The following is a 26,320-nucleotide window of genomic DNA, read 5'->3' as shown; positions in this document are numbered from 1 at the left end:
AGCTCCAGCACGGCAATGAATGATAGAGGAGACATAAAATGAAACGGGTCATCTTCAGTTTCTTACTCGCCTTGGTTTTCATTGCCGAGGTCCTGCCCTCCTCTGCTTCAGCTGAATTCAAAAAAAACAAAAATCGCTGTCCTCGACTTCCAGCTCCAGGGGGGGATTCGTGATACCAGCGATATGGGCAAGATCGTCGCTGAATGGCTCATTACCGCCCTCGTGAAGGAGGGCCGATTCGACGTCATCGAAAGACGTCTTGCTGGAAAAGGTCCTGGAGGAGCAAAAGATGCACGCTTCGGGTCTCGTGGACGAGAGCGGCTCCTCGAAGCTCGGCAGGGTCTTGGGCGCGAAGGTTGTGATCACCGGATCGGTGATGCAGTTCCAGAACCTGATGGAGGTGAATGCCAGGATCATCGAGGTGGAGGGCAGCTCGATCGTGGCGGCGGAGAACGTGAAAAGCACGAGCGCGGCCAAGCTGGAGGACCTGGTGGTCCAGATGGCGGACAAGATCATCGGGGACTTCCCTCTGGAGGGATATATCGTCCAGCGTGACGGGAACAAGACCCTGATCGACCTCGGCAAGCGGGCAGGCGTCAAACCGGGCATGCAGTTCATCGTCCACCAGGAGGGCCGGATCATCAAGCATCCGAAGACCGGCGAAGTTCTTGACATCGAACGCAACGAGACCGGAACGATCGAGGTTTCGGTTGTGAAGGCGAAGACCGCTGATGCGACGATCCTGAAGGAGAACGAGGACAATCCAATCGCTGCGGGACAGATGGTCAAGAGCAGCATTGATCTTGCTCCCTCCGCAGAACCGAAAAAGGTAGACTTTGAACGCCCCGCCCCGGCCGCTGCCGACGGCGGCCTCGGTTCCCAACTGGCCGCGGTTAACGCCCAGATCGAGGAACTGCGCCGTCAGAAGATCAACAACGACAGCGGCTGGAAGAACAGGTATAAGGAGATCGACCGCACTCTGTCGGCCCTGGAAAAGCGGAACAAGAAGGCAGCCGATGTCTTTCTTTCTCGGGCCAGGCTGCTGGAGGCCGTAGACAAGCTGGACAATGCGGAGAAATTCATCCACAAGGCGCTTTCCGCACAGCGTCATTACCCCGAAGCATACGAATTGAAGGGCGATCTGTATTTGTGGGACGCCGCGAAACCCAAACCCTCCTACAATAAGAACAAGGCGCTCAAGCGGGCGCTCGAGGGCTATGGGGACGCTGCAAAGTACGCTCCGAACGCGGACTTCCAGGCGGAGATGTACCTCTCAAGATAGGGAACGCCTATGCGTACCTGGGAGAAAAATCGGACAAGGCAAAGGACTTCTGGCAGAAGACTGTCGCAACGGCTCCATCGAGCCAGGCGGCTAAAAAGGCCAAAGAGCGCTTGAAGTAGTCTCGGAACGGCCCGAAGGCTTTTCTTCGGCAATCAATTTCATAGAAGGCCGGAGAAATCCCGGCCCTCAGGTCCCGTGGAGCACAAACGGCACGTCTTTCTTCGGCCGGGCCGGCCAGCTGTCCGGGAGACATCCGATAATCCCTCTGGTACACCCCCTCGAGAGACCAACTCCTTTGTCACGAACCTCCTGAAGGCTCCTGCACTGATAATGATACGTCCCGTCTTCCCATTTTGTGTTTGATTTTTCACTATGACTGTGATATTTTTTGCAAATCATGATCACCGACGACGTTCTTGCAGAGTCTCAACAATATCTGATGAACACCTATGGACGGCAGCCGCTCGTGCTCGTGAAGGGCCGCGGTGCCAAGGTCTACGACTCCGACGGCAGAGAGTACCTTGATTTTGTGTCCGGTGTCGCCGTGAATAATCTCGGCCACTGCCATCCCCGCGTTGTCGTTGCGCTCCAAAAGCAGGCGCAGCGCCTCATGCACGTCTCGAATCACTATCATAACGAACCGCAGATCAACCTGGCAAAGGCGCTGGTCCGGAATTCCTTCGCCGATAAGGCTTTTTTCTGCAACTCAGGGACCGAGGCGGTTGAAGCGGCCATCAAGCTGGCGCGCAGGTACAGCCGCGAGGTGCTGAAACAGGACCGTTACGAGATCGTTACCATGGCAGGTTCCTTTCATGGCCGGACCATGGGATCGCTCTCTGCTACAGCACAGACGAAGATCCATAAAACCTTTGAGCCCCTCCTGGAGGGGTTCCAGTACGTGCCGTTCAATGACCTCACTGCCGCTGAGAAGGCGGTGAACGAACGTACCTGCGCCATTCTCGTGGAGCCGCTTCAGGGGGAGGGCGGCGTTAACATCCCGGAGCCTGGATATTTAGGAGGGCTTCGTGAACTCTGCAACCGGCACAGCATCCTTTTGGTGCTCGACGAGGTCCAGACCGGTATGGGCAGAACTGGCCGCCTTTTCGCATACGAACATACCGGAATTCAGCCCGACGTCGCGGCTCTCGCGAAGGGGCTTGGAGCTGGTATGGCCATCGGCGCGCTGATCGCTACAAACCGGGCTGCGCAGGCTTTTACTCCCGGTTCCCACGGTTCCACCTTCGGAGGTAACCCGCTTGCCTGCGCGGCAGCCCTGGCGTCCCTGGAAGCCCTGCTCGAGGACAACATCATCATTCCTGCCGTGGAGCATCTGGGAAGGCATTTCCGGGAACGGCTTGCAGGGCTCCGGCAGAAATACGCCTTCATCAAAGACGTGCGCGGAATGGGCTTGCTCATCGGCATGGAGCTGGACTTCGAGGGGAAGGACGTTGTCAGCGCCTGCCTCAAGGAGGGCTTCCTGATCAATTGCACGATGGACACCGTGCTCCGGTTCATGCCGCCGCTCATCATAACCGAAGAAGAGATCGACAGCCTGATCGACACGCTGGACCGGATTTTTTCGAAACGCTGATCGGGATCGGGCAGCATCTGCGCACAGGCGGCTTTTCCCGGCCGCCTCGTATGGTTTGGACCCAAATAGTAAGGTGGTTCCGGACGGAACCATTGGAGAGCGAATGAAAAAAGACCTGCTCGCAGTCTCAGACCTGACTCCCCGGGAGATCGAAAATATCCTGAAACGTTCCGCTGCCCTGAAGAAGATGCAAAAACAGGGAAAGAGTCACCAGCCGTTGAAGGGCAAATCGCTCGGTATGATCTTCGAGAAGTCCTCCACCCGCACGCGCGTGTCATTTGAAGTCGGCATGTATCAGCTGGGAGGACAGGCCCTGTTCCTCTCGCCGAACGACCTTCAGATCGGGCGGGGGGAACCCCTCTCCGATACGGCGAGAACCCTTTCCCGGTACCTTGACGGGATCATGATCCGTACATTCGCCCAGTCCACCGTGGAGGAGCTCGCAACGAACGCTTCGATCCCGGTCATCAATGGGCTCTCGGACCTCCATCACCCCTGCCAGGCCCTTGCCGACCTCTTCACGATCAACGAGAAGCTCGGAAAGCTTAAGGGGCTCCGGCTCTGCTATGTCGGGGACGGCAACAACATGGCTCATTCCCTGATAGAGGCATGCGTGGAGACGGGAATGCACGTTTCTCTCGCCTGTCCTCCCGGCTACGAACCTGATGCGGGGATCATGCGCGAGGCCCGGCAGATCGCCGCCGGGACCGGTTCCGAACTGAAGCTCTCAAGCGACCCTGCGAAGGCGGCAAAGGACGCGGACATCGTCTATACCGACGTCTGGGCGAGTATGGGACAGGAGAGTGAACACGCCAAGCGTGTCGACGCATTCCGCGGCTTTCAGGTGAATGCCGCGCTCATGGCCGCCGCCTCGCCGCGTGCGATCGTCATGCATTGCCTTCCCGCGCATCGCGGTGAAGAGATTGCAGCCGAGCTGATTGACGGCCCCCGCTCGGCCGTATTCGACCAGGCAGAGAACCGGCTCCACACGCAGAAGGCCATCCTTGAATTCCTGATGGGATGATTTCCCCCGGCGCCCGTTGTCCCGCGAATCATGCATTATCAGCGCTGCCTGGCCACAAAGAGAGATTGCTAATAAATCTCAAATTAGAATCTCACGCTGACAAGCCCTCCCCAGTATGCTATAAAAAAGACGTGGCTGCTTACGATGACCACGGGGAGGTGCGGGATGAAACCGTTGATCGGCATTACCATGAATCTGGACGTCCAGCCCACGAGGGACCTGAACATCCTTGACCAGGACTATGGTAGGGCGGTGCTCCGGGCAGGCGGCATACCGGTTCCGCTTCTTGGGATCGAGACTTCCATCTCCGATCTCGTGAACCGGCTTGATGGGTTCCTGTTCACGGGCGGTGATGACATCAGTCCCCGGTTCTACAACGAGAGGCCGCTCAAAGACGCGCGCATGCGCCCGTCTCCGGACAAGCGGACCCGTTTCGAACTCAACCTCTTCAGTGCCGTGGCCCGGACAAAAAAACCGGTGCTTGCCATCTGCCACGGCGCGCAGTTGGTGAATATCGCCCTTGGCGGCACCCTGTATCAGGATATTTCCCTCCAGATCAGGAAAGCGCTGAAACACGGACCGGCAAAGCCGGGCGAAAAAGTGTATCATACGGTAAGCGTGTTCGAAGGCACCCGGATATGTCAGATCCTGGGCGGACGCCAAAAAGGCGACTGCTCCCTCAAGGTGAGAAGTTCGCATCACCAGAGCATCAAAAACCCCGGACGGGGGCTGAGGCTTGCCGCCGTGTCGTCGGACGGTGTCTTTGAAGCCCTGGAATCCCGCGGAAAGAACACCTTTCTGATCGCTGTCCAGTGGCATCCGGAAAAAACGATCAATGACCGGTACACAAAAAAGCTTTTTACGGCGCTTATCAACGCGTCCCGGAAATGACGGGGCATTCACACGCGCACTGCTGTTCCTTATCGCGTTCATCCTGATCTCGGTTTTCCCCGCTGCATGCCGGAAAGCCGACGACAGTCTGCTTCCCGGCTACCTCTATCTCCGGCTGAACACCAATCCGACCACGCTTGATCCCGCACTCATCACCGATGTCATGGGCGGCTCGATCGCCGCAAAGCTCTTCAACGGACTGGTCCGCTTCAACGAAAATCTCGACATTGTGCCTGACATAGCCCGGTCCTGGTCGCTCTCTCCGGATCAGCGGACCTACACGTTCCGCTTGAGACGGGACGTCCGCTTCAGCAACGGCCGCCGGGTGACAGCGGACGATTTCCGCTACTCCTTCGAGCGGGTCCTGACGCCCGCATCAAAGGCGCCTCTTACCTGGGTCCTGGACAAGATCGAGGGAGCCGACGATTATCTCGCCGGCAGATCCCGGAAGATATCCGGAATCCGGGTCGTTAATGATCACACCCTGGCGCTCACTCTCAGGCAGCCCTTCGGACCCTTCCTGTCGCTTCTGGCCATGACGACCGCCTATGTCGTACCCCGGGAGGAAGTTGACCGGCTGGGACAGGATTTCGGCACTCATCCGGTCGGCAGCGGACCCTACGTGCTGACCGAATGGAAACACGGCCAGTCTATCACCCTTTCTGCGAGGGAGGACTACTTCGAAGGACGTCCAAAGCTGAACGGCATCTCGTACCGGGTCATACCCGAGGATCTCACCGCCGTCGTGGAATTCGAAACCGGCAGGCTCGACATCCTCCAGATACCTTCCTCCGAATACAGGCGCTACACCACCGATCCAGCATGGCGGGATCACGTCTACGGCAAGCCAGGGTTGAACAGCTACTATCTCGGTCTGAACTGCACCCGTCCCCCCTTTGACGATATCCGCGTACGGCAGGCTGTGAACATGGCCATTGACCGGCAGCATATCCTGAATACCCTCTTTGAAAAAAGGGGTGTGCTCGCTTCAGGCCCGATCCCTCCCGGACTCTGGAAGAACGACCGGCTGACGCTGATCTCGGGCGGGTATCAATACGATCCGCGGAAGGCAAAAGAATTGATTGAGGAGGCGCGGGCGAAGGGAACTGACGTCAGGATCTACATCCCGGCAGATCCCGAGGTGCTGGATATCGTGGAAGTCATCCAGCGTTATCTCGGGAATGCGGGATTGAACGCCACGATCACCCAACTGGACTGGAGCGCTTTCAAACACGCGGTGAACGAAGGAGAGCCTGACGCCTTCTGGCTCTCGTGGTGGGCGGACTACCCGGATCCGGAGAACTTTCTCTTCCCGCTGTTCCATTCGGCAAGCGTCGGCTCCGGAGGCAACCGTACCCGGTGCAACGACCCCGAACTCGACCGGCTGATCGAGGCTGCACAGCACACTATGATCGAACGCCAACGGTATGCGCTCTACCGCAAGGCCGAGGACCGCATCATCCGGAACGCGCCCTGGGTTTTCATGTGGCACCGGGCCGATTATTTCGTCGTTCAGCCCTGGGTCAAGGACTTTAAGATATATCCTATCTATTCCATCGACAAACGGGTTGATGTTACCGTGAAACGATAAGAGGGAAGGCAGTTTGCCGTCTTCCCTCCCTCACAGCATGTCATGCTGTCTTCTTCTGCAGCCCCTCCCCGCTCCACGTGCGGATAGACCGTTTTACGCGGGCCGCCATCTCCGGTGAAAAATCCCTGATTCCATGAACTTCTCGCGCATGAACCGCTGTGCCGTCAGCGATCAGTTCTTCGGTCATCGCGATATATTTCCACCTGCAGCCGGGGCCAAGGTCACAGTCATACACCTTCATCCCGGCAGCAGTTGCCTCGGCAACTGCCTCTGGCCCCGCCGGGGAATAGGCCTTTTTTATGCTCCCCAGCAGTTCAGGAGTCACCGCTGGTATGCCATGGACATCCCGCAGATGGAGCGCGACCATGTCGGCGAGCAGCTCTTCCGTTGCAACATGTCTCCACGAACACTTGTTCCCTAGACTTGCACATCTGAATTCTCTCATGGGGCACCTCCCGGGTTCAAACCTGGACCGTAAAGGGACTGTCTGTCTTGGTTAAAGTATAGCATATCGATCAAGCGGAGCCTTGGTTGGACCGGCGGATTCCAGGACCGTGAAAAAAGAAACGCCGGCATCGTGATCGATGTCCGGCGTCCTTGCTGTCGATGTGGGAAGGGATGCCTTAATTCATGCCACCGTAGGAATGAAGACCGGAAAGAACGAGATTGACACCCAGATAGGTAAAGATAACCGCGAGGAAACCGACCGCGGAGATAACCGCCATCTGGCTGCCCTTCCAACCTCGGACATACCGTGCGTGGAGATAGATGGCGTACACGAACCAGGTGATGAGCGACCAGGTCTCTTTCGGGTCCCAGCTCCAGTACGTTCCCCAGGCGCTGTTTGCCCAGACCGCCCCGGTGATGATGCCGGCGGTCAGCAGCGGCCAGCCGATCGCGATCATTTTGTACGTCACATCGTCCAGCTGGTCCATCGTCGGCATGTACTGATGCAGGAAGGACTTCAGACGCATTCCCCGCAACCAGACGATCACGAAGATCGCGATGATGACCGCCCAGCTGACGAGCACCACCGGCAGCGAGGAACTGACGAAGGTGGCTTCGAACATGTGTTTCTTGAAAGACTCCCCGGCGGCCAGATTCTTGAGCTGGATGAGATAAACGAAATCGATGCCCATGGCTATCAGCAGGCCGACCGCCAGCGTCACGCAGAACGACCAGAAAAGGAAGACCTGCGCCTTGTGGCGGGAACCGGAGACGATGAGGAAGATGAACCACGCCAGTACCAGTACTCCAAGGCCCAGCCAGAATGAGGTTTTCATGCCATGACCCGCCATGATATAGCCGAGCGTTGCAAGGGCAAGGATCGCAACGATGCCAGAGACCATATTGAAGGACGTGCCGCGGTCCTCGGTGTCCATGAGCAGATAGAGCATGCTGATGGCGAAGGCGATGCCGAACGCGGCGTACCCGAGGAAGCTCACGAGTACATGGTAGAACAGCCAGTTGCTCTTGAGGGCAGGGACGAGCGGCGTGATCTCGCTGCTGATGCCGGAGACATTGATAAACGCCAGCGCTAGAAACGCCACGGGCAGAACGAAGGCACCAAAGACCCTCGTCTTGTACTTCAACTCGACGATGATGTAGATGAGAACCGTGCTCCACGTGAAGAATACGAGTGATTCGAACAGGTTCGACAAGGGCACCCTGCCGATGTCCATCTGGTAAGACTCCCACCACCGCGTGAACAATGCAGCGGTCTGGATCGCGAACCCGGTATAGGTGATAATGGATGCAGTCTTTCCGATGGCTTCCTTCTTGAATGCCAGAAAGCTGATGTACAGGACCATGGCAACGAGGTAAGCCAGTGTGGCGATATTAAAAAGTAAGGAGCTATTCATCAATCGATTCCTCCCTGAAATTACTACCTGATCTTGTCAACGATCCGGCTGAACTCCCGCTCGAATCCGATCCGGTTGCGGTTGGACGAGCCGGCCACCGTGACGACCGCCTGCCCTTTCCGATCCTGGATCCTCACCCAGAGCTTACGATGGGAGCCGAAGAATGCGATGAGCGGACCAATGCAGAGCAGGATAAAACCCGTATAAACGATCCATACGCCGGGGTCCTTCGTCACCTGGAGTCCCGTGTAACGGGCGCCCCAGTACTCCACGAAGCTGATCACATAATCCTCGGGAAGGGAAGGCTGGAGTGGGTCGATCTTCAGCAGATAACTCCTGGAGACAAGCGTCGTGCCCTTCAGTATCTCCACTTCTACCGTCGGGTTGATCAGTTCGTCGTTCTCGGTGTGAAAGAATTGGACTTGGCCGGTTGCCGGGTCGCGCATTCCGTAGGGGGCGAAGCTGACTGCTTTGATCGTCCGGTCGATCGACGGCACATACTGCGCTTGACCGGGATCCAGAGCGATCGTTTCGCCTTCGGACCGGGGACTGTCCTTGCGGCGGACGTTCAGGACGATCTTGCCGCGTCCGTCGGGGATCATGCCGTAGCTGGACTGATAGAAGGTAATGCCGTGAAAGGTCAGCGGATCGTTCACGCGGATCCGCTTGTCGAGTATTTTTTGCCCGTTCTGGTCGAACACGCTCAGCGTGCTGTGGTACTCGGAAGGCATGCCGGTCGGCATTCCTTTGGCATTGATGTAGTAGTCGACGTCGAAGTTGTCGCAGCGGACGAAATAACCCAGCGGCATTGCCGGCAGGCCTCCTTCCGCGCTCGGGATGACAGGACTTTTAGCAACTCCCAGCGAGTCCACGATCTTGTCCCACATGGGCTCGTTCCTGAGATATACGACTTTCGATGCGCCGCCCTCCGGCAGGTTCAAGAACGCCTTGAACCCGAAAAACGCCCCGATCAGGGCGCCGATGAACACGAGCAGGATGCTGACATGGGTGATGATGTATCCGAGACGGCTGTAAGCGCCCTTTTGCGTCATAAGCTGAATGGCCCCTGCTCCGTGATACTCGCTGACCCGGTAGTGGTGGGCGGCAAGCGTACGGGACACGCGCTCCAGTGCCGATCCAGCATCCCCCTTGAAGACGATCTCCTGCTTGAACGGCAGGGCCTTCAAGCCCTCGTCCTCAATCGGTTTGAGAGGCGCTTTGATGATTCTCCAGGTCGGAGGGAACCGGTCGAGCGTGCAGACCGTCAGGTTAGCCGTAAGCAGGAACAGAAGAAGCACGAACCACCACGTGTGATACATATCGAAGAAGCCGATCGCCTCGAACAGCGTGACGGTGGTCTGGCTGTATTCGCGCAGATACCTTTCGGGGGATTCATTCTGCTGGATGACCGTGCCGATGACCGATACGATGGCCAGAATAATGAGCAGTATGACAGCGAGCTTTACTGAGGAAAGGAATTTCCATACCTTCTCCGCGGCAATTTCCACAAGCCCTTTTTGATTTTCCAATGCAGCGCCTCCCGCCTGGCACAAAAGATTTTTAAAATTAACATACTAGCGTAATCGGTGTCAAGGCTTTTCAGGCATCGCAGCGAGCGTCACTCGTTGCCCGTTCCTGCTGGGGACCGCCGGTGCCGCCAGAAAGCCGCCCTGCAGACAGGGCGGTAAGGGAAAAAAGAATGGAAACAACTTTTGACTTTACAGCAAGGTTGCTGCGAGTTCGGCGAGATCCGATCGCTCACCCTTGACCAGGGTGATGTGTCCCGCGAGCGACTCAGATTTGAACCGTTCAACAACATAGGAAAGGCCGTTGCTTGAAGAGTCAATGTAGGGGTTGTCGATCTGGTAGGGGTCGCCCGTGAGCACGACTTTTGTGCCCTCGCCGGCCCGCGTTATGATCGTCTTGATCTCGTGGGGCGTCAGGTTCTGAGCTTCGTCGACGATCAGATACTGGTTGGGCATGCTGCGACCGCGGATATACGTGAGCGGCTCCACCTCGATCATGCCGAGGTCGAAAAGGCTCTGCAGGTCCTTTTTCCCCTTCGCCCTGCCCGGCTGCGCCGAGGAACCAACGAGGAAGTCGAGGTTATCGCGTATCGGCTGCATCCAGGGCTTGAGCTTCTCTTCGATATCGCCCGGCAGGAAGCCGATGTCCTTCCCCATGGGGAATACGGGGCGGGATACGACGAGGCGCAGGAATGAACGGGAATCGATGGTCTTCTCAAGTCCCGCCGCCAGCGCCAGAAGAGTCTTGCCGGTGCCGGCTTTGCCCACCAGCGTCACGAGGCGGATGTCATCATTCAACAGCAGATCGAGAGCAAATTGCTGCTGTTTGTTCCGGGCGGTGATGCCCCAGACCCCGTGCTTCACGTTGGCGATCGGCACAAAGGAGAACTTCTGCTGGCTGTACCGGGCAAGAGCGGTCTGCGATGCATTGGCCTTGTTCTTGAGGAGCACGAACTGGTTTGCGTAAGGCCGGGGATCGGCTGCCGGCAGTTCCCCATTAGCGTAGAACTCCTCGATCGCGGAGGGCTCGACGGCAAGCTCCAGTTCTCCGGAATAGAGCTCATCGATCATGATCGTCTCGGACTCGAAGTCCTCGGCATGGATGCCCACGGCATCTGCCTTGATCCTCAGGTTCGTGTCCTTGGTCACGAGGACCACGGGAAGATCATCATGCTTCAGGTTCAAGGCCGTCGCGAGGATGCGGTTGTCTGCCTTGGCCGCGATCAACTCGTGCGGGAGATATTCCGGAGATTGGTGGTTCAACTCAACGCGGAGGTTCCCGCCGCCCTCAAGCGTCACCCCTTGGGAGAGCTTTCCCTTCTGACGGTATTCATCAAGGATTCGCGACACCTGGCGGGCGTTCCTGCCGATTTCATCGATCCCCTTTTTGAACTTGTCCAGTTCCTCGATCACCACGATCGGGATCACGACATCATTGTCCTCGAACGCAAAGATCGCCCGCGGGTCATGGAGCAACACATTGGTGTCCAGCACAAAAACTTTTTTCATCGTCCGTCCTTTTCAGAGCCGAAGTTCGCCGCGGCTTCGGGGAACCATCGATTGCTGTCGTATGAAATGGGATCGTCCAACTCGCGACCGGAAGGCTGCAGTCCCGGAAAGCGGCGCGGTCCGATTTACGGTGAAAGCCTCACAGCCCCCTCGCGAATAACGCACACACGGCCCGTGCTCACATCGGCGATGGTGGAGGGTAGGCCCCCGGGCGCTGCTCCGGCGTCGAGGATCAGATCCACCTGCGAGCCCAGGGACGAGGCCGCTTGTTCCGCCGTAGTGGGGCTTTCCTGGCCGGAGCGATTTGCGCTCGTTCCGGTAAGCGCGGTGCCGATGAACGAAAGCAGCTGCCTCGTCAGTTCACTGCCCGGCACCCTGATCCCGATGGTGCCGCTCCCCCCTGTCAGCAGGGGGAGCACCCGGCTCCCTGCGGTGAACACGAGCGTGAGTGGCCCCGGCCAGTAGGCCGCCATCAGTCGCCGGCCTTCGGCGTTCAATTCAGCGACCCAGTTCCCTACCTCAATGCCGTCCCTGATCAAAAGGAGGATTGGCTGGTCCACGGATCTCCCCTTGATGGAAAAGAGCCTCTTGACAGCCTCGGCATTGGCGGGGTCGACTCCCAGACCATAAAAGGTATCCGTGGGATAGATGACAACCCCTCCCCGCGAGATCACATCCCTGCAGCGGACAAATGCAAATTCCGGATGGGCGGGATCAATCTTGATGATATCAGCGGCCATCCCGGGCTCTCCTGCACACAATCAACCGGATGCGATCCGTGTTCCGATGTCTCACCCGTTCCTCATCAGAACGATGTCTCCGTTGTTCCGCTTAAGCGCCCCGGCCACGACAGGGCACTTGACCTTGAACAGGAAAAATATGCGGTCGTTGTCCTCCTTCGCGAGAGTCTCGTAGTTGGCCTGTCCCTTACTGACGATGAGATCCGCCGAAAAATACGCGGCCAGGAAGCGCGGGGAGCAACATTCCAGCAGCGTTCCGATCCCGTCGTTGCCGTTGTCAATGACCTCCGCGAATTCGGACAGCCCGACAGCAGCGGCATCCTCAAGCGTGGCATCGTTGATCACCGGGGATCCCTTCACAACGGCCGTCACGGACCGGCCCTGCTCCCGCAGGGCTTGGATCAGGATGCGGTCGAAGACGATCTCGCCGGCGTTGTCGCAGAGATAGAGAATGTTCCGAGATCCCTCGAGCGCCTGGGCGAACGCAGCATAGTCCGCATGCGACAAGGGAAGTGAGAATGAGTCATCGATCGCCCGTTCGAGATCGATGCTGTCGTAGATTCCGAAATCAATGACATTTCCCGCGATCGCCGCACGGACCGCTCCTTCCAGCCGGTCCGACACGGCCAGGGCGCGGGCCTCTACACCCGGCAGTATTTCGAGGGCGATCCGGTTGTACTCATCCTTCAGCCGCTGGTAGGGGTCGATCCCGGTTTCCCGGCGCAGAAGTCTGTGGATAATGGTGGTCGTGCGAGCGGGAACCTCATCGAGCGAAGCCTTGTTAATGATCGCTTCGGCCCTGCGGGCTATCTCCCGTCCTCGCTCGCCGTTCACTCCTGCATGGGTGAGCGTGCGCCGGACCTGCCCGAAGAAGCAGGGCAGGCATTCAAGCTCGGTCTTCACGATGCCGGCCCTTGTGGCGCGGAGCCTGCCGGCTTTTTCTTCCAGCGCCGGCGGCGGGATTTCTTCTTTGCCGGACCGGCGCCTGCAGCCTCAATGGGAGCCGCCTCCTTCTGGGCCGTCGAAACCGTCGAAATCGCCTGGAGCCGCCTTGCCTTGTCCTCCACGTCCCGTTCCATCTCCACTTTGAAGACCTTTATCCGGTTCGCGACCTTCACATCGCCAACGCCGATGATCTGTGCTGCAAATACGCCTGCGTTTTTCGCGCCGCCTTTGCCCAGTGACATCGTTGCGACCGGCACACCGCCGGGCATTTGGGCAGTCGCAAGAAGTGCATCGAGCCCCTTGAGCGGTGAAGAATCGATCGGCACGCCGATCACCGGCAGCGTGGTATGAGAGGCAACGACGCCGGCCAGATGGGCGGCCCAGCCCGCTCCGGCGATCAGGACCTTCAGTCCGCGCTTCTCGGCGCTCTGGGCATATTCCAGCACTTTCTTCGGCGTACGGTGGGCTGAGGCTATCGTCATCTCATAATCGATGCCGAACTCCTGCAGCATCGCTGCCGCCTCCTGCATGATCGGGAGGTCCGAATCGCTCCCCATCAGTATTCCAACCAGTGGTTTTCCCATGATGAACTCCTCTGCAATATTAGAAATGTGAACTTTTCGTGCGTCGTTTCGTTACGTACCCGTCTCGAGCGCCCGTGCGCCGATGTCCCTCCGGTAGTGCGCCCCCTGAAAAGAGATATCGTGAACAGCCGCATAGGCGCTGTCGATGGCCGCGGCCACCGTAGGGCCGAGCCCGGTCACGCCGAGCACCCTTCCGCCGTCGGTTACGATCTTTCCATTCCTGACCGACGTCCCCGAATGAAAGACCATGGCATTGCTGCGCTCCGCCGCCCGCTCCAGCCCGGTAATCTCGACGCCCTTCTCATAGTTCCCGGGATAGCCCCCCGATGCCATGACAACGCACACCGCGGAATCCGGCTTCCACCGGATATCGGTCTTAGCGAGTCTGCCGGCCAGAATGGCCTCGATGATGTCGATGAGGTCCGTGTCGAGACGGGCCATGATGGGCTGTGTCTCCGGATCGCCGAAGCGTGCGTTGAACTCCAGCACCCTAGCCTCCCCGTTGTGTATCATGAGCCCGGCGTACAACACTCCCTGGAACAGCCGGTCTTCCTTCTCCATGGCCCGCACCGTTGGAATCATGATCGTCTCCATGACCTGGCGTTCCAGTTTCGCCGTCACGATCGGGGCCGGAGAGTAGGCCCCCATACCGCCCGTGTTCGGCCCCTTGTCCGCATCGAACACCCGCTTATGGTCCTGCGATGACGCCATCGGCACGACGGTCTTGCCGTCGGAAAAAGCCATGAACGATGCTTCTTCACCCTTGAGGCACTCTTCGACCACGACCCGTTCTCCGGCCGCACCGTAGGCCTTCTGCGCCATGATGAGGTCCAGGGCGTTCACTGCATCTTCAACGGACTCGGCCACGACGACACCCTTGCCCGCGGCCAAGCCGTCGGCCTTGACCACGATGGGCGCCCCCTTATCCCGCACGTAGGCTTCTGCCCGGGCTTGATCGGTGAAAACCGCATAGTCCGCCGTCGGGATATCGTACTTCTTCATCAGGTCCTTGGAGAACCGCTTGCTTCCCTCGATGATCGCCGCCTTGCCGCTGGGTCCGAAGATGCTGAGACCGGCCTTCGTGAACTCGTCCACGATTCCCATGGAGAGCGGCCCTTCAGGCCCGACCAGTGTCAGATCAACGGCCCTGGATCGCGCGAATTCCAGCAGCCCCTTGATATCTTCAGCTTTAATCGGGACGCATTCCGCGAGGTTTGCAATGCCGGCGTTCCCCGGCGCCGCAAAGATACGCTTCACTCTCGGGCTCTGCGCAATCTTCCAGACCAGCGCATGCTCCCTTCCCCCGCCGCCTACGACAAGCACCTTCATGCACTACTCCTTTGTGATGAGGGTCCATGAGCCACGAGGGATGATACGGCATCCTTTCATGGTTTCCTGCATCCTGCATCGAGCATCATTTTTTCCCGGCTCCCCGCTCCGCCTTCTGTGTGTCGGAGGATGCCCTCATTCATACTGCCCGTCCGATACCCTTCGAGATCGATGCAGACGTAGGTATAGCCGAGCGCCTTGAGTCCGCTTACTATGGTCCGGGCCGTCTCATCAGAGAGCAGCAGGCTGAAATCACGCCGGTCTATCTCTATCCTTGCCGTATCGCCATGATGACGGACGCGCACCTGGCCGATGCCGAGTGCATGGAGGTGGTCTTCGGCCGACAGGATGGTCTTCAAAATGTCCGGTGTTATCCTTCTACCGTAGGGTATGCGGGAAGACAGGCAGGCCGCGGACGGCTTGTCCCAGAGAGGCAGAGCCAGCAGCCTGGCGCAATCACGTACGTCATTCTTGGTGAACCCGGCTTCCCTCAACGGGCTTCTGACCCTGAACTCCGCTGCGGCCCTGCTGCCCGGCCGGAAGTCCTTCAGGTCATCGGCATTCGAACCATCCAGGATGAAGGGGATCCCCTCGCCCCCGGCAATATCCTTCAACTTGCCGAACAGCTCCTTCTTGCAGAAATAACAGCGATCGGGAGGATTGGCCGCAAATTCCTCGCAGGCAAGTTCGTCGGTTTGAATGACGCGGTGATCGACGCCGAGGGAGCGGGCGAACCCGCTTGCTTCAGCGAGTTCGGCCGGAGGATAGGTTTGGGAATCCGCGGTGACGGCTATGACACGTGGACCCATGACCTCAACGGCGGCCCTCAGTACCAGGGAGCTGTCAACGCCGCCGGAGTAAGCAATGACTGCGGAGCCCATCTCGCGGAGCAGTTCCTTGAGATGTTCCCATTTATGTTCAATCGTCATTGTCGCGATAATAACACAGCTGGAGCGGAAGTGTCAATAACAGGATGAATTCTAAAGGATTGCGGAGGCCGTGATAATGCATCCCCGCGGATAGAACCCCTCGCATGGAACGGACAGGCAGATCATTTTTTCCCCGAAGGGGCGATGTAGCCGAGTTTCGACGAGAGGGCCTTGCCCGCCTCCTGGATGAAGGAGAGAACACCGCCATTTTCAAGCCGCTCATCGGTCAGCCGGGCGGACGGAGCTACGATTCCGATCGCAGCGATGACATTTTTCGAGAAGTCCCTGACTGGCACTGCCGCGCTCCTTACATCCAGATCGCACTCCTCGTTCTCGATGGCGTATCCCTTGTTTGCGGTTTTCCGCAATTCCGTCAGAAGAGCCTCCCTCGTTTTGATGCTTTTTTCGGTCATGGGCTGCAGGGACGCTTCAGGGTAGAGCCGCTCTATTTCCTCAACGGGAAGGACGGCTAGCTGGGCTTTGCCCATGGCGGTGCAGTGAGCGGGAAGCATCGCTCCAATGCGGGATACGGCGCGGACCGTCCTGTTCGTCTCGACACTGTCCATGTAGATGACCTTGATCCCGCGAAGCACGGCAACGACCGCTGTCTCGCCGGACCGGGCCATGAGGTTCTCTATGATGGGACGCGCCTGGCGGCGGCATTCACGCTGCTCGATGAAAATGGCGCCGATCTGGAGAGTTTTAGGGCCGAGCCGGTAGTTTTCGGTAGCCTTGTTCTGATCGATGTAGCCGCGGTGCTCCAGCGTAGCGAGCAGCCGGAAAACATTGTTCTTGTGCAGTCCCAGCCGCTTTGATAATTCGGTCACACCCAGTTCGTCCTCGGTCTTCGTGAATGACTCGAGTATGTCGAGGGCGTGAGAAACGGATTGGATCGTATAATTTGCCTTTTCCCGCTTCGTGACCATTGTGATCTGCTCCTTGACTCTGCCCGGATAACAGCGGCCCCGGCCAGCGAAACCCTCGTTCTAAAACAAGTGTTTAATAGTATTGCAGCCACGAACGCTTGTCAAGAGCAAACAGTCAATGCAAGGCGGCAGGTATCAGTACGAGAGGCATGCCGGTCGGGAAGGAGGGTGGACCATCGGGCTCTCACCATCATTTACCCATCTGCTGCATCACAGGCCCATATAATCCCCAGAGCCCGAAAAGGATGAAAACGACGGCTGAGAACCATTTGATTTGTTTTTCCGGTATCCTTTTGTGCAGTACAACTCCGATGACGATACCGAAAGCGTCCGCGATCAGCATTCCTGCTGTTGTCCCCACCCATACCGGTATGACGGCATTGAAATCGGCGGCAAGTGCCACGGTGGCCAGCTGGGTCTTATCCCCCATCTCGGCCAGGAAAAAAGCGGCCGTTACCGTCCAAAAGGGGCTGAAGTTGAACCGCTTGTCCTCATCATGCAGTTTGTCCCCGCGGATGGTCCAGAGCCCGAAGAGAATGAACGATACCGCTGCACCGATCTTAACGGAGGAGAGAGGGATGAACGATGTAAGGTACTTCCCGGCCAGGACAGCGAAAAAGTGGTTCGCGGCCGTTGCGGCCAACACCCCCCCCATGACCGTCTGCCAGCGAAACCTCGTGGCAAAGGCCATGGCCAGGAGCTGGGTCTTGTCACCCATCTCGGCAAGAAATACAATCGCCAGCGACGTGAGGAACGCCGTCATCTGAGCAGGTCTTTCTGCTTCTTCACCAGTGCCTTGATGCCTTTCTCTCCGAGGGCGAGGAGCTTGGCCAGTTCGCTTTTCGAGAACGGCTCGCCTTCCGCTGTTCCTTGCACTTCCACGATCTTGCCCTTGCCCGTCATCACGAGGTTCATGTCCACTTCAGCCCCGGAGTCCTCGGCGTAGCACAGGTCGAGCATGGGCGTTCCGCCCACGATCCCGACGCTGATCGCGGCGAGAAAGTCCATGAGCGGGGTCGTTTCGATGAGTCCCTGTCTCTTGATATGACGGAGAGCATCCGCCAACGCAACATAGGCCCCCGTGATGGATGCCGTCCGCGTTCCTCCGTCCGCCTGGACCACGTCGCAGTCGATCAGCACCGACCGTTCTCCGAGCGCGGTCATGTCCACGACGGAACGGAGCGATCTGCCGATGAGCCGCTGGATCTCGTGCGTGCGGCCGCCCACCTTGCCCCGTTCCCGCTGAATGCGCTGATAGGACGAGCGCGGCAGCATGGCATACTCGGCGGTCACCCAGCCTGTTCCTTTGCCCCGAAGAAAGGGCGGAACAGAATTATCAACCGTTGCCGTGCAGATGACCTTGGTATCGCCCATCTCGATCAGCACCGAGCCTTCGGCGGATTTAATATAGTTTCGTATTATCTTCACTTTGCGGAGCTCGTCCGCCTTCCTGCCGTCAACGCGCATGTCGATCTCCCATGAACATGTCAATATTCCTGCCGAGATGCAGTGGTAACATAAGGAAAGCCAAACGACACACCGTGATTGCTATTGATCATCGCCAATCCAATATAAACAATCTGTGTAAATGGATCTTCTCCGTAGCTCCGTGCCTCTGCGGTGGATTTTAGAACTGAAAGTATTTTATATTGCTCTTTCCCGGCGGCTCCGCGGTTGTCAACATCTTATCCACAAACTGTTTTGACTTTTCCACAGCCTTTTCCACAGGCAATCCCTTTGCTATGAACACGGCAATTGCCGAGGAAAGAACGCACCCTGTGCCGTGAAACTGGCCTCTTCTTCGGGGTGTGGAAAAGCTGAGCACGCTTCTGCCTCCATAGAGAGTGTCCGCTGCCGGACCGATTCGGTGGCCGCCTTTGATCAGGACATATTTCGGGCCGAGGTCCATGATCTTGCCCGCAGCATGATCCATGTCCCCTTCCGATGTTATCGAAATTCCGGCCAGAACCTCCGCCTCGGGAATATTCGGAGTAACGATCATCGCAAGAGGAAACAACTTTCCGGCGAGTGATTTAAGAGCTCCAGGCTGAAGCAAGGGTCTGCCCGAGCTCGATTTCAGCACAGGATCGACAACAAGGCTCTTGATCGAGTATTTATTGATGGTCGTGGCAACGGTCTCCACATTCCGTTTCGTCAAGAGCATGCCGGTCTTAACTGCATCTGGCAAGATGTCGGAAAGGAGGGCGTCAAGCTGTTTTGACAGCATGCCGGGAGTAATGCCTTTAACGCCGAAAACACCGCGGCTGTTCTGGGTCGTGAGCGCAGCAGGCAGGGCCATACCGAAGACGCCAAGGGCTTGGAACGTTTTCAGGTCAGCCTGGATGCCCGCACCGGAGGACGGATCGGAGCCTGCTATGGAGAGGACTTTTCGCATGCGCTCTCTTGTTCACTATCAAGACACAATGTAATATTTTTATCGGCTCCGCAGCTGAGAGGCAAGTCCGGTCTCATTCCAACTTCAGATGTACCAGTTCCAGCGGGTCTATACGCGCGCCCTGCACCCGCGCCCCCCAGTGCAAGTGCGGTCCCGTGGCGCGGCCCGTGGAGCCGACAAGCGCAATGACATCACCTTTCTTGACTTCCTGTCCCGGCTTGACGAGGACCTTGGAGAGGTGGAAGAACATGGTGTAAATGCCCTGGCCGTGGTTCAGCACCAGTGCCTTGCCGGCAAAGAACTGGTTGTCGACGAGGGCAACTACTGCGTTATTCGGTGCGATTATTTTATCTCCTTTATTTCCCTTGACATCAACGCCGGTGTGCGGGCTTTTCGGAATGTTATTGATGATCCTCCGGACGCCGAAAGGCGTTATAATCTCGCCTTCAAGAGGATTGACAAAGTCTCCCGTCCATGAACGGCCGGTTTCGTTGGGCCAGATAGCCGCCATTTTTTGCTGGTCCCGCTCAGCGCGCGCCTCGTCTTTGGCAGACAGTTCCACCATGTGTTTGGGGAGAGTCAACTGCTGGACCTCATATTCCTTCTTGATGACTTCCACGACCTGTTTGAGAGTAGAGCCATTCGAAGAAATTTCGAGATCGTACTTCCCGGGTTCGGTAAAGTAATCGATGGCGACTATTGCCTTGAACGAATCTTTCGAAGGATTGAAGTAGATCTTCTTGTTGTTAAACTTACCTTCCGGCGTCCCTGGTGCGTTCTTGATGGTAACGACCAAAAGATCTCCCGGTCCGGGCTTCGCTGGTTCAAGGATGATCTCGGGCTGGAGCGCTTTTTCCTGCGCATGAGCAATATACGGCAGGCACAGTAACGATGTGAGAATGAAGATTTCTTTGAATCTGTTCATGTTTGGTACCTTTCGCTTAACAGGAATTGCCCTATGGTTTTGTTACTTCTGCTTTCCGGCTACGGTCTTCCTTCTTCAGGTACTGCGACATGCCCTTCATGGAGCAGAACTCGCCGCACATGGTGCAGACGTCCGATTCCTTCGGCATGCTCGATTCGCGCAATTTTCGCGCGCGTTCGGGATTCATCGACAGCTCGATCTGACCTTTCCAGTCAAGCGCCTTGCGACGCCGTGCCATTTCCTTGTCCCAGTCCATTGCGCCCTTTACACCTTTTGCGATATCGGCTGCGTGGGCCGCGATGCGGGAGGCGATGACTCCCTCGCGCACGTCATCAAGGTCCGGCAAACGAAGATGCTCGGACGGCGTTACATAGCAGAGGAAGTCGGCACCGGCGGCCCCCGCAATGGCGCCGCCGATGGCGGAAGTTATATGATCATAGCCGGGAGCCACGTCGGTCACGAGCGGCCCGAGCACATAGAACGGCGCTCCCTTGCAGAGTTCCTTCTGGATCTTCATGTTCGTCTCGACCTGGTTGATCGGCACGTGGCCCGGTCCTTCGATCATCACCTGCACCCCTCCTTCATGGGCGACGTCGCGCAGTTCTCCCAGCGTGATCAGCTCTTCGATCTGGGCACGGTCCGTGGCATCGGCAAGACACCCCGGCCGCATGCCGTCGCCGAGCGAAAGGGTGACGTCATATTTCTTGGCAATCTCGATCAGCCGGTCGTACTGCGTGAACAGCGGGTTCTCCATCCCATTATAGATGATCCATTCTATGTGGAAAGCGCCCCCCCGGCTGACGACGTCCATGATCCTGCCCTGTTTCTTGAGCCGCTCCAAGCTCGAGGTGGTGACGCCGCAGTGCACGGTCACAAAATCCACGCCTTCCTCTGCCTGCTGCTCGATCACCCGGAACAGGAGGTCGGGGTCCATCTGGACTATCGGTTTCCCCTGTTCAACGGTCTCGACCGCAGCCTGATAGATCGGCACGGTGCCGATGGAGACAGTGGAGTGCTTCAGGATCTCCCTGCGTATCCCGACAATAGGTCCGCCGGTCGACAGGTCCATGACCGCATCAGCGCCAGCGACTACGGCAACTTTCAGCTTTTCGAGCTCGCCTTCAATAGACATCCGGTCCTTCGAGGTCCCGATGTTCGCGTTGATCTTGGTCCGAAGTCCCTTTCCGATGCCGAGCGGGCTTATTGACGCATGCGTCTTGTTTCTGGTAATGACGATCGTGCCCCGGGCCACTCCATCGATGATATGGTCAATGCCGACTCCTTCAGCCCGGGCCACAGCTTCCATCTCGGGTGTGATATTGCCTTTCCTTGCTTCAAGAATCTGCGTCATAAGATCACCTCGATTGTGTCGGCACGGCGGATACCCTCAGAGTACCCATGGGTGGCCGCCTTGTCATTGCATCAGTTCCGGCCTGCTTCTCCCACCGCTGTTTCAGCAGCCTTCTGGATGTCATCAGCAGTAAAGATTGCCGAGATCATGGAAACACCATAGGCGCCGTAAGCAATGACTTGTTTTATATTCCCACTTTTTAAGCCACCAAGCCCATATATAGGGATTAATACTGCATTGCTAGCACTTTTCAGATATTCCAACCCCACTGCATCTCCAAAGCTTGCTTTTGATGGAGTAAAAAATACAGGCCCAAAGGTTATGAAATCCGCCCCTCCTGCTTCAGCTGCCTTTGCTTCCAGAATGTTGTGCGTCGATACCCCTATGATCCTGTCCCTGCCCACTATCTTTCTGACCGCTTCGGGCGGCATACTCTGATGTCCGAGATGAATTCCGTCTGCATCGACCGCAACGGCGACATCAACGCGGTCATTGATGAAAAGCTTTGCACCGAATTGCCGGGTCAGTTTCCGGAGTTCATGGGACAGGTCAAGAAGGTCGCGTACGGGAAGATCCTTCTCACGGAGTTGGATCGCCCTGACGCCGCCCTGGAGCGCCATCCGTACCGCATCAGGCAGCGGAACCTTCGTCTGTTTCCGGTCGGTAATGAGATAGAGTTTAAAATCCAATTTCATTGCACATGTCAAATTGCAGACCGGAAAGTGGAAGACCCGGGATCACATTCACATTTGCACTCAGCCACTTTGCAATGAATCATGAGCTCCCGATCACTCCTTCCAGCGGACTGCTGGCCGTGGCATAGAGCTTTTTCGGTATTCGTCCCGCTTTATACGCGAGACGGCCGGCGAGGACGCCATACTTCATGGCCTCAGCCATGGCAATCGGGTCCTGGGCCCCGGCTATGGCCGTGTTCAGAAGCACCGCGTCGCACCCCAGCTCCATGGCGAGCGCAACGTCCGAAGCCGTTCCGACGCCGGCGTCGACAATGATGGGAACCTTCACGGTCTCCATGATGATCCGGATATTGTAAGGGTTCCTGATGCCGAGACCGGAGCCGATCGGCGCGGCGAGCGGCATGATCGCCGGACAGCCGATATCGACGAGCTTCTTTGCCATGATCGGATCATCACTGGTATAGGGCAGCACGATCAGCCCCTCCTTGACCAGGACCTTCGCCGCTTCGAGCGTCGCCTCATTGTCCGGGAACAGTGTCTTCGCATCGCCGATCACCTCGAGCTTGACGAGCTTGGTGATCCCCGCCTCGGCAGCGAGCAGCGCTGTCCGGATCGCGTCCTTGGACGTGTAACAACCGGCCGTGTTCGGCAGGATCTTGTACTTTGTCGGGTCGATGTAGTCGAGCAGGTTCTCCTTGCTCTTGTCGATGATGTTCACGCGCCGGACCGAGACCGTGACCACGTCCGTCCCGGAAATCTCGATCGCCTTCTTCGTCTCCGCAAAATCCCTGTACTTCCCGGTCCCAACCCAGAGGCGTGAGTGAAACTGGATTCCCGCTATGACAAGCACATCGTTCATTTCCCGTTCCTCGCTTTTACTTCTCTATCTTCTTATTAAACGTTCCCCGAAAGGGACCGGTACGGACAACCATTGCTGAAAAACCTCCGCCGCCCATGAAGCTGACGACTTCTAGAGAATCGCCGTCCCTGACAACGGACTGTTCATAGCGTTCTTTCCTGACAATCATCTCGTTCAGCTCAACGGCCACGCGCTGCGGCTGGATATTCAGATGTGCGAGCAGGGAGCCGACCGTCAGTTCGTCGGGGACTTCCCTTTTTTCTCCATTCAGAACAATATGCATGCCCGGTTCCCGATTCCCCTGCGCTCACCTGCAACAGGTACTACCGCACCGCTGAAATAAAAAAACCGTACCCGGAAGGATACGGCTTGCATGTGCTGCTGAGATGCTTTCCTTGCCTTCCCTACGCCGGCACTATCCGGATCAGGTTCTAAGGGTCGTCCCTTCAGGACTCTCAGCCATTCGGCTCCCCCAGGTTTTTATGATCCCACAATACAGCAGGGAATTGGCAAAGTCAACGTTTTTCCTGTCACCCGTTCAGGAGCTTGACAACCGCCATGCCGTCATCAAAGTAGTCGATGATATTGAGGGCCCCGAAAGACTGCTCGATCCGGAACAGGTTCCGGAGATCAAGGCCCAGGGCGTCGGCGAGGACCACCCGGTTCACGCCGCCGTGCAGCAGCATGGCGATTTCTTCTCCGGGATGGGTTATCACCGCCTTCCGGAACACTGGCAGGACGCGGTCGCGGACATCGAGCAGGCACTCGCCGTTCGGCGGCCGGTAATTGAGGAAGTCCGAGCGCCAAGCCGCGTATTCCCCGGGATACCGGTCCCTGATCTCTTCGGCGGTCAGCCCTTCCCAGACGCCAACGCTCCGTTCCCGGAGCTCCCGGAGGGCCGTCCGGCCGGTGCCGCCGAGTGCCTGCGCTATGATCTCCGCTCCCCGCAGGGACCGGATAAGGTCGCTGGAATAGACCTCGGCAACCGGCTTTCCCGACAGGAGGCCGGCGAGCCGATGCATCTGCTCGACGCCTTTCCCGGTTATGTCGATATCGATGTGGCCGTTGTACCGCTTCTCTCCGCCGTTCTGCACTTCACCATGGCGCATGAGATAGACCCGCGTGACCGTCATGTTAATTCCCGCTTGAGAAGATGACGAAGAGAAGCAGTACCAGCACTTCGTTCAGTTCGCTCACCGCGCCGATAGCATCGCCGGTCACGCCCCCCAGCCTGCGCTTGAAATACCAGCGGGCCAGGAAGGTCAGAAGCAGAACGCAGGCGAGCATGCTCAGGATGAGGATCAGCGTGCGGGCGTCCATGCGAAAGGCGACGAATGCAAGAAGGCCGAGTGCGATGGCGGTGGCGGCAGTGAGCCCGCTGGCCCGGAGACGCCCCACGAACGCCTTGCCCATGCCCTCTTCCCTGCCGTATTCCGCATTGAACAGCATCAGCGTCTGGGACCAGCGGGCAAGTACCGGTGCCGTCAGGAGCGCGGCGACCCGCTCGCTCTCGAACAGGTTGTTCAACGACAGGTACTTCACGGACAGAACGAAGAAAATCCCGACCGCTCCCGCAGTGCCAAGCCTGCTGTCCCTCATGATCGCAAGACGCGATGACGGGTCCCGCCCCCCCATGAGGCCATCCATAGTATCGGCCAGGCCGTCGATGTGTAGCGCGCGGGTCACCAGCACGGAAAGCCCGACCAGGAGGAGATTGGCGATGGTCTGCGGCAGCGCGACCAGCATCATGAGCTTGTCGGCATTGATCAGGATAAATCCGATCAGGAACCCGACGATGGGAAAATACACTATGGACCGGGCAAGACTCCGCTCTTCATCCTGATACTCACGGTGGACCGTAAAGATCGTAAGGAACTGGACCGCTGTTATAAGGTTCTTGATCATGAGATCCCTTTCCCTGTCCGTGGCAGGGTTGCGCTTCTTTGGCCGCTACGTGCTGACCTGCTCTTCGCTCTTCTCGGCAACGCCGGCCGAAGCGAACGTCGCCATCTCGGCAAGCACCTTCAATCCGGCCTCGACCAGCGAGATGCCGAGCGCCGCGCCGGTTCCTTCCCCGAGCCGAAGGTTCAGGTCTAGAAGCGGCACCTGCTCCAGGTGCTCCAGCATCTTCCGGTGCCCTACATCGTTGGTACGAGTTTCTGCTTACTTGATCCTCACCGGGATTCCGGCCGCGGTAAAATATGCTTCGTCCGCCAGATGGGCCATTTTCTGGTTCAGCATGCCGGCAAGATCGCGGAATTTCCGGGCCAGCGGGTTGTCGGGCACGATGCCGAGGCCCACTTCATTCGAAACGAGGATGCAGCTCCCCTTGAAGCCCCTGACCGCGGCCGCAAGTTCATCGGTCCGGGAGACAACGCTCCCGTCGCTTCCGGTATGGGCCATGACGTTGCTGAGCCACAGCGTGAGGCAGTCAAGAAGCGTCACCGAGTACCTGCCAGAAAGCTTTCCGAGCAGCTCAGCGACCGCGAGCGGTTCCTCATAAGTGTCCCAGACCGTGCCCCGGTCCCTGCGATGCTTCGCGATCCGGGCGGCCATTTCCTCGTCCAGGGCCTGCGCCGTCGCGATATACGCCCGGCTGCCGGCCATCGTTCCTGCCAGTTTTTCTGCGAAGGCCGATTTGCCCGACCGGGCGCCGCCCGTGATGAAATAAATTCTGTCCGCCATCTGCTGTTGTTTCCTGTTTGAGTAGGTGAGGCTCCCCGGACAAAAAAACCCTCCCTGAACGAACAGGAAGGGGTCGGTTTGCGAAGGAGTTGCCGCTACGAAAGCGAAAATGGAGCGGGCGACGGGTCTCGAACCTGTCAAACCTCACTCAGAAAATGGACCCGACCCTGTGGAGAAGGATAATAAAACAAGCAGATAGCATTGTCAAGACAATACAGGTGTTGCAAAAATTCATCGGACAAGACTCGGACAAATCATCTCCGGGTCTTATTGCCGAGTACAAGGAATTCCGGAAAGACAAGAGCCCGAACACCCAACGCGCCGATGTGCTGGCCCTCCAGAAACTCCTCGACTTCTACGGCAACCGAACCATGGTCGGCATCAAGGCTAAGGTTCTTGACGAGATCAGGACTCACCTGTTCAGCCTGGACGCAGAGCGCTCTGGTAAACAGGTCGAAACCAACACGGTCAACAAATGGATCCGCCATCTCCGGATAGCACTCAAGGCCCGAGGATATGTATGATCAAGACCTGAGTAATCCCTTTTAGGGAAGCAAGCAACCGCGGCTAGCAAACCAGATCACAACGCAAACCAGGCTACCGGAACAACTTGAGAAAGAACGATTAGCAGATACGTGCAGTTAACACCTTAAGGGGTGCCAGTAACAATGCCGCTGTTTA

26 protein-coding genes, 2 pseudogenes and 1 riboswitch are annotated in these 26,320 nt (G+C 57.7%); of the genes and pseudogenes, 6 read left to right on the top strand and 22 right to left on the bottom strand.

Going from position 1 to position 26,320, the window contains the following annotated elements:
• Positions 1-259: 259 nt before the first annotated feature.
• The 5 genes from VL197_06070 to VL197_06050 all read left to right on the top strand — a co-directional run bounded on the left by VL197_06070 (position 260) and on the right by VL197_06050 (position 6,379).
• Positions 260-1,282, top strand: a complete 1,023-nt coding sequence (locus tag VL197_06070) for a FlgT C-terminal domain-containing protein (protein HUJ17540.1) — start codon at positions 260-262, stop codon at positions 1,280-1,282.
• A 397-nt stretch (positions 1,283-1,679) separates the two neighbouring features.
• Positions 1,680-2,873: an acetylornithine transaminase gene (locus VL197_06065; protein HUJ17539.1), complete on the top strand. Its 1,194-nt coding sequence runs from the start codon at positions 1,680-1,682 to the stop codon at positions 2,871-2,873.
• 103 nt (positions 2,874-2,976) lie between these two features.
• Positions 2,977-3,897 carry an ornithine carbamoyltransferase gene (gene argF, locus VL197_06060; protein HUJ17538.1) on the top strand — a complete coding sequence of 307 codons (921 nt, stop codon included), beginning with the start codon at positions 2,977-2,979 and terminating at the stop codon, positions 3,895-3,897.
• Positions 3,898-4,062: 165 nt separating this feature from the next.
• Positions 4,063-4,788: a gamma-glutamyl-gamma-aminobutyrate hydrolase family protein gene (locus VL197_06055; GenBank protein ID HUJ17537.1), complete on the top strand. Its 726-nt coding sequence runs from the start codon at positions 4,063-4,065 to the stop codon at positions 4,786-4,788.
• Positions 4,733-6,379: an ABC transporter substrate-binding protein gene (locus VL197_06050; protein ID HUJ17536.1), complete on the top strand. Its 1,647-nt coding sequence runs from the start codon at positions 4,733-4,735 to the stop codon at positions 6,377-6,379. The genes VL197_06055 and VL197_06050 overlap by 56 nt, the downstream gene beginning before the upstream one ends.
• A 40-nt stretch (positions 6,380-6,419) precedes the next feature.
• On the opposite strand, the gene VL197_06045 is transcribed toward VL197_06050, so the two are convergent.
• The 22 genes and pseudogenes from VL197_06045 to cobU all read right to left on the bottom strand — a co-directional run bounded on the left by VL197_06045 (position 6,420) and on the right by cobU (position 25,639).
• Positions 6,420-6,824, bottom strand: coding sequence for a DUF1059 domain-containing protein (locus tag VL197_06045; protein ID HUJ17535.1), 405 nt, complete (start codon positions 6,822-6,824; stop codon positions 6,420-6,422).
• Between the two features lie 178 nt (positions 6,825-7,002).
• On the bottom strand, positions 7,003-8,241 hold the full coding sequence (gene ccsA / locus VL197_06040) for a cytochrome c biogenesis protein CcsA (GenBank protein HUJ17534.1): 1,239 nt from the start codon (positions 8,239-8,241) through the stop codon (positions 7,003-7,005).
• A gap of 23 nt (positions 8,242-8,264) precedes the next feature.
• The gene (locus VL197_06035) at positions 8,265-9,770 is read right to left on the bottom strand and encodes a cytochrome c biogenesis protein ResB (GenBank protein HUJ17533.1); all 1,506 of its coding nucleotides are present in this window, start codon (positions 9,768-9,770) and stop codon (positions 8,265-8,267) included.
• A 189-nt stretch (positions 9,771-9,959) separates the two neighbouring features.
• Positions 9,960-11,276 carry a PhoH family protein gene (locus VL197_06030; protein HUJ17532.1) on the bottom strand — a complete coding sequence of 439 codons (1,317 nt, stop codon included), beginning with the start codon at positions 11,274-11,276 and terminating at the stop codon, positions 9,960-9,962.
• A gap of 125 nt (positions 11,277-11,401) precedes the next feature.
• On the bottom strand, positions 11,402-12,016 hold the full coding sequence (locus VL197_06025) for an L-threonylcarbamoyladenylate synthase (GenBank protein ID HUJ17531.1): 615 nt from the start codon (positions 12,014-12,016) through the stop codon (positions 11,402-11,404).
• A 51-nt stretch (positions 12,017-12,067) separates the two neighbouring features.
• The gene (locus tag VL197_06020) at positions 12,068-12,919 is read right to left on the bottom strand and encodes an ARMT1-like domain-containing protein (protein ID HUJ17530.1); all 852 of its coding nucleotides are present in this window, start codon (positions 12,917-12,919) and stop codon (positions 12,068-12,070) included.
• Between the two features lie 131 nt (positions 12,920-13,050).
• A pseudogene (gene purE / locus VL197_06015) lies at positions 13,051-13,545 on the bottom strand (5-(carboxyamino)imidazole ribonucleotide mutase).
• 51 nt (positions 13,546-13,596) lie between these two features.
• Positions 13,597-14,874, bottom strand: a complete 1,278-nt coding sequence (gene purD, locus VL197_06010) for a phosphoribosylamine--glycine ligase (protein HUJ17529.1) — start codon at positions 14,872-14,874, stop codon at positions 13,597-13,599.
• A 56-nt stretch (positions 14,875-14,930) separates the two neighbouring features.
• Complete coding sequence (gene larE / locus VL197_06005; GenBank protein ID HUJ17528.1) at positions 14,931-15,803, bottom strand: ATP-dependent sacrificial sulfur transferase LarE; 873 nt, start codon at positions 15,801-15,803, stop codon at positions 14,931-14,933.
• 122 nt (positions 15,804-15,925) lie between these two features.
• Complete coding sequence (locus VL197_06000) at positions 15,926-16,729, bottom strand: IclR family transcriptional regulator (protein HUJ17527.1); 804 nt, start codon at positions 16,727-16,729, stop codon at positions 15,926-15,928.
• Between the two features lie 190 nt (positions 16,730-16,919).
• Positions 16,920-17,492 (bottom strand): TMEM165/GDT1 family protein, encoded by a 573-nt coding sequence (locus tag VL197_05995; protein HUJ17526.1) that lies wholly within the window; start codon positions 17,490-17,492, stop codon positions 16,920-16,922.
• Positions 17,489-18,196, bottom strand: a complete 708-nt coding sequence (rph, locus tag VL197_05990) for a ribonuclease PH (protein ID HUJ17525.1) — start codon at positions 18,194-18,196, stop codon at positions 17,489-17,491. The genes VL197_05995 and rph overlap by 4 nt, the downstream gene beginning before the upstream one ends.
• Positions 18,197-18,356: 160 nt before the next feature.
• The gene (gene thiD / locus VL197_05985) at positions 18,357-19,124 is read right to left on the bottom strand and encodes a bifunctional hydroxymethylpyrimidine kinase/phosphomethylpyrimidine kinase (GenBank protein ID HUJ17524.1); all 768 of its coding nucleotides are present in this window, start codon (positions 19,122-19,124) and stop codon (positions 18,357-18,359) included.
• A gap of 73 nt (positions 19,125-19,197) precedes the next feature.
• Complete coding sequence (locus tag VL197_05980) at positions 19,198-20,049, bottom strand: M23 family metallopeptidase (GenBank protein HUJ17523.1); 852 nt, start codon at positions 20,047-20,049, stop codon at positions 19,198-19,200.
• A gap of 31 nt (positions 20,050-20,080) precedes the next feature.
• Positions 20,081-21,400 (bottom strand): phosphomethylpyrimidine synthase ThiC, encoded by a 1,320-nt coding sequence (thiC, locus tag VL197_05975; protein HUJ17522.1) that lies wholly within the window; start codon positions 21,398-21,400, stop codon positions 20,081-20,083.
• A gap of 71 nt (positions 21,401-21,471) precedes the next feature.
• Entirely contained in the window at positions 21,472-22,095 is a 624-nt protein-coding gene (gene thiE / locus VL197_05970; protein ID HUJ17521.1) for a thiamine phosphate synthase, read from the bottom strand.
• A 79-nt stretch (positions 22,096-22,174) separates the two neighbouring features.
• A complete protein-coding gene (locus VL197_05965) occupies positions 22,175-22,954 on the bottom strand; it encodes a thiazole synthase (GenBank protein HUJ17520.1) in 780 nt (259 codons plus the stop codon).
• 16 nt (positions 22,955-22,970) lie between these two features.
• Positions 22,971-23,237, bottom strand: a complete 267-nt coding sequence (gene thiS / locus VL197_05960; GenBank protein HUJ17519.1) for a sulfur carrier protein ThiS — start codon at positions 23,235-23,237, stop codon at positions 22,971-22,973.
• Between the two features lie 101 nt (positions 23,238-23,338).
• Positions 23,339-23,438: riboswitch (TPP riboswitch) on the bottom strand.
• A gap of 46 nt (positions 23,439-23,484) precedes the next feature.
• On the bottom strand, positions 23,485-24,087 hold the full coding sequence (locus tag VL197_05955; GenBank protein ID HUJ17518.1) for a histidine phosphatase family protein: 603 nt from the start codon (positions 24,085-24,087) through the stop codon (positions 23,485-23,487).
• 1 nt (position 24,088) lies between these two features.
• A complete protein-coding gene (gene cobS, locus VL197_05950) occupies positions 24,089-24,859 on the bottom strand; it encodes an adenosylcobinamide-GDP ribazoletransferase (GenBank protein ID HUJ17517.1) in 771 nt (256 codons plus the stop codon).
• Positions 24,860-24,904: 45 nt separating this feature from the next.
• Positions 24,905-25,105: pseudogene (locus tag VL197_05945) on the bottom strand (nicotinate-nucleotide--dimethylbenzimidazole phosphoribosyltransferase).
• Positions 25,106-25,117: 12 nt separating this feature from the next.
• Positions 25,118-25,639: a bifunctional adenosylcobinamide kinase/adenosylcobinamide-phosphate guanylyltransferase gene (gene cobU, locus VL197_05940; protein HUJ17516.1), complete on the bottom strand. Its 522-nt coding sequence runs from the start codon at positions 25,637-25,639 to the stop codon at positions 25,118-25,120.
• 218 nt (positions 25,640-25,857) lie between these two features.
• On the opposite strand from cobU, the gene VL197_05935 reads away from it, so the two are divergent.
• On the top strand, positions 25,858-26,163 hold the full coding sequence (locus VL197_05935) for a hypothetical protein (protein ID HUJ17515.1): 306 nt from the start codon (positions 25,858-25,860) through the stop codon (positions 26,161-26,163).
• Positions 26,164-26,320: the final 157 nt, after the last annotated feature.

Source organism: Nitrospirota bacterium (assembly GCA_035516965.1).
Taxonomy (GTDB): Bacteria; Nitrospirota; UBA9217; order UBA9217; family UBA9217; genus MHEA01.
Note: the sequence above shows the minus strand (reverse complement) of the source record. Positions and strands in the feature narration are given on the sequence as shown.

What these genes read in the sequence shown, in the direction of transcription:
- VL197_06065 (HUJ17539.1), top strand. Translation starts at nt 1,680, where the DNA reads ATGATCACCGACGACGTTCTTGCAGAGTCTCAACAATATCTGATGAAC.
- argF (HUJ17538.1), top strand. Translation starts at nt 2,977, where the DNA reads ATGAAAAAAGACCTGCTCGCAGTCTCAGACCTGACTCCCCGGGAGATC.
- VL197_06055 (HUJ17537.1), top strand. Translation starts at nt 4,063, where the DNA reads ATGAAACCGTTGATCGGCATTACCATGAATCTGGACGTCCAGCCCACG.
- VL197_06050 (HUJ17536.1), top strand. Translation starts at nt 4,733, where the DNA reads ATGACCGGTACACAAAAAAGCTTTTTACGGCGCTTATCAACGCGTCCC.
- VL197_06045 (HUJ17535.1), bottom strand. Translation starts at nt 6,824, where the DNA reads ATGAGAGAATTCAGATGTGCAAGTCTAGGGAACAAGTGTTCGTGGAGA.
- ccsA (HUJ17534.1), bottom strand. Translation starts at nt 8,241, where the DNA reads ATGAATAGCTCCTTACTTTTTAATATCGCCACACTGGCTTACCTCGTT.
- VL197_06030 (HUJ17532.1), bottom strand. Translation starts at nt 11,276, where the DNA reads ATGAAAAAAGTTTTTGTGCTGGACACCAATGTGTTGCTCCATGACCCG.
- VL197_06025 (HUJ17531.1), bottom strand. Translation starts at nt 12,016, where the DNA reads ATGGCCGCTGATATCATCAAGATTGATCCCGCCCATCCGGAATTTGCA.
- purD (HUJ17529.1), bottom strand. Translation starts at nt 14,874, where the DNA reads ATGAAGGTGCTTGTCGTAGGCGGCGGGGGAAGGGAGCATGCGCTGGTC.
- larE (HUJ17528.1), bottom strand. Translation starts at nt 15,803, where the DNA reads ATGACGATTGAACATAAATGGGAACATCTCAAGGAACTGCTCCGCGAG.
- VL197_06000 (HUJ17527.1), bottom strand. Translation starts at nt 16,729, where the DNA reads ATGGTCACGAAGCGGGAAAAGGCAAATTATACGATCCAATCCGTTTCT.
- VL197_05995 (HUJ17526.1), bottom strand. Translation starts at nt 17,492, where the DNA reads ATGACGGCGTTCCTCACGTCGCTGGCGATTGTATTTCTTGCCGAGATG.
- rph (HUJ17525.1), bottom strand. Translation starts at nt 18,196, where the DNA reads ATGCGCGTTGACGGCAGGAAGGCGGACGAGCTCCGCAAAGTGAAGATA.
- thiD (HUJ17524.1), bottom strand. Translation starts at nt 19,124, where the DNA reads ATGCGAAAAGTCCTCTCCATAGCAGGCTCCGATCCGTCCTCCGGTGCG.
- VL197_05980 (HUJ17523.1), bottom strand. Translation starts at nt 20,049, where the DNA reads ATGAACAGATTCAAAGAAATCTTCATTCTCACATCGTTACTGTGCCTG.
- thiC (HUJ17522.1), bottom strand. Translation starts at nt 21,400, where the DNA reads ATGACGCAGATTCTTGAAGCAAGGAAAGGCAATATCACACCCGAGATG.
- thiE (HUJ17521.1), bottom strand. Translation starts at nt 22,095, where the DNA reads ATGAAATTGGATTTTAAACTCTATCTCATTACCGACCGGAAACAGACG.
- VL197_05965 (HUJ17520.1), bottom strand. Translation starts at nt 22,954, where the DNA reads ATGAACGATGTGCTTGTCATAGCGGGAATCCAGTTTCACTCACGCCTC.
- thiS (HUJ17519.1), bottom strand. Translation starts at nt 23,237, where the DNA reads ATGCATATTGTTCTGAATGGAGAAAAAAGGGAAGTCCCCGACGAACTG.
- VL197_05955 (HUJ17518.1), bottom strand. Translation starts at nt 24,087, where the DNA reads ATGACGGTCACGCGGGTCTATCTCATGCGCCATGGTGAAGTGCAGAAC.
- cobS (HUJ17517.1), bottom strand. Translation starts at nt 24,859, where the DNA reads ATGATCAAGAACCTTATAACAGCGGTCCAGTTCCTTACGATCTTTACG.
- cobU (HUJ17516.1), bottom strand. Translation starts at nt 25,639, where the DNA reads ATGGCGGACAGAATTTATTTCATCACGGGCGGCGCCCGGTCGGGCAAA.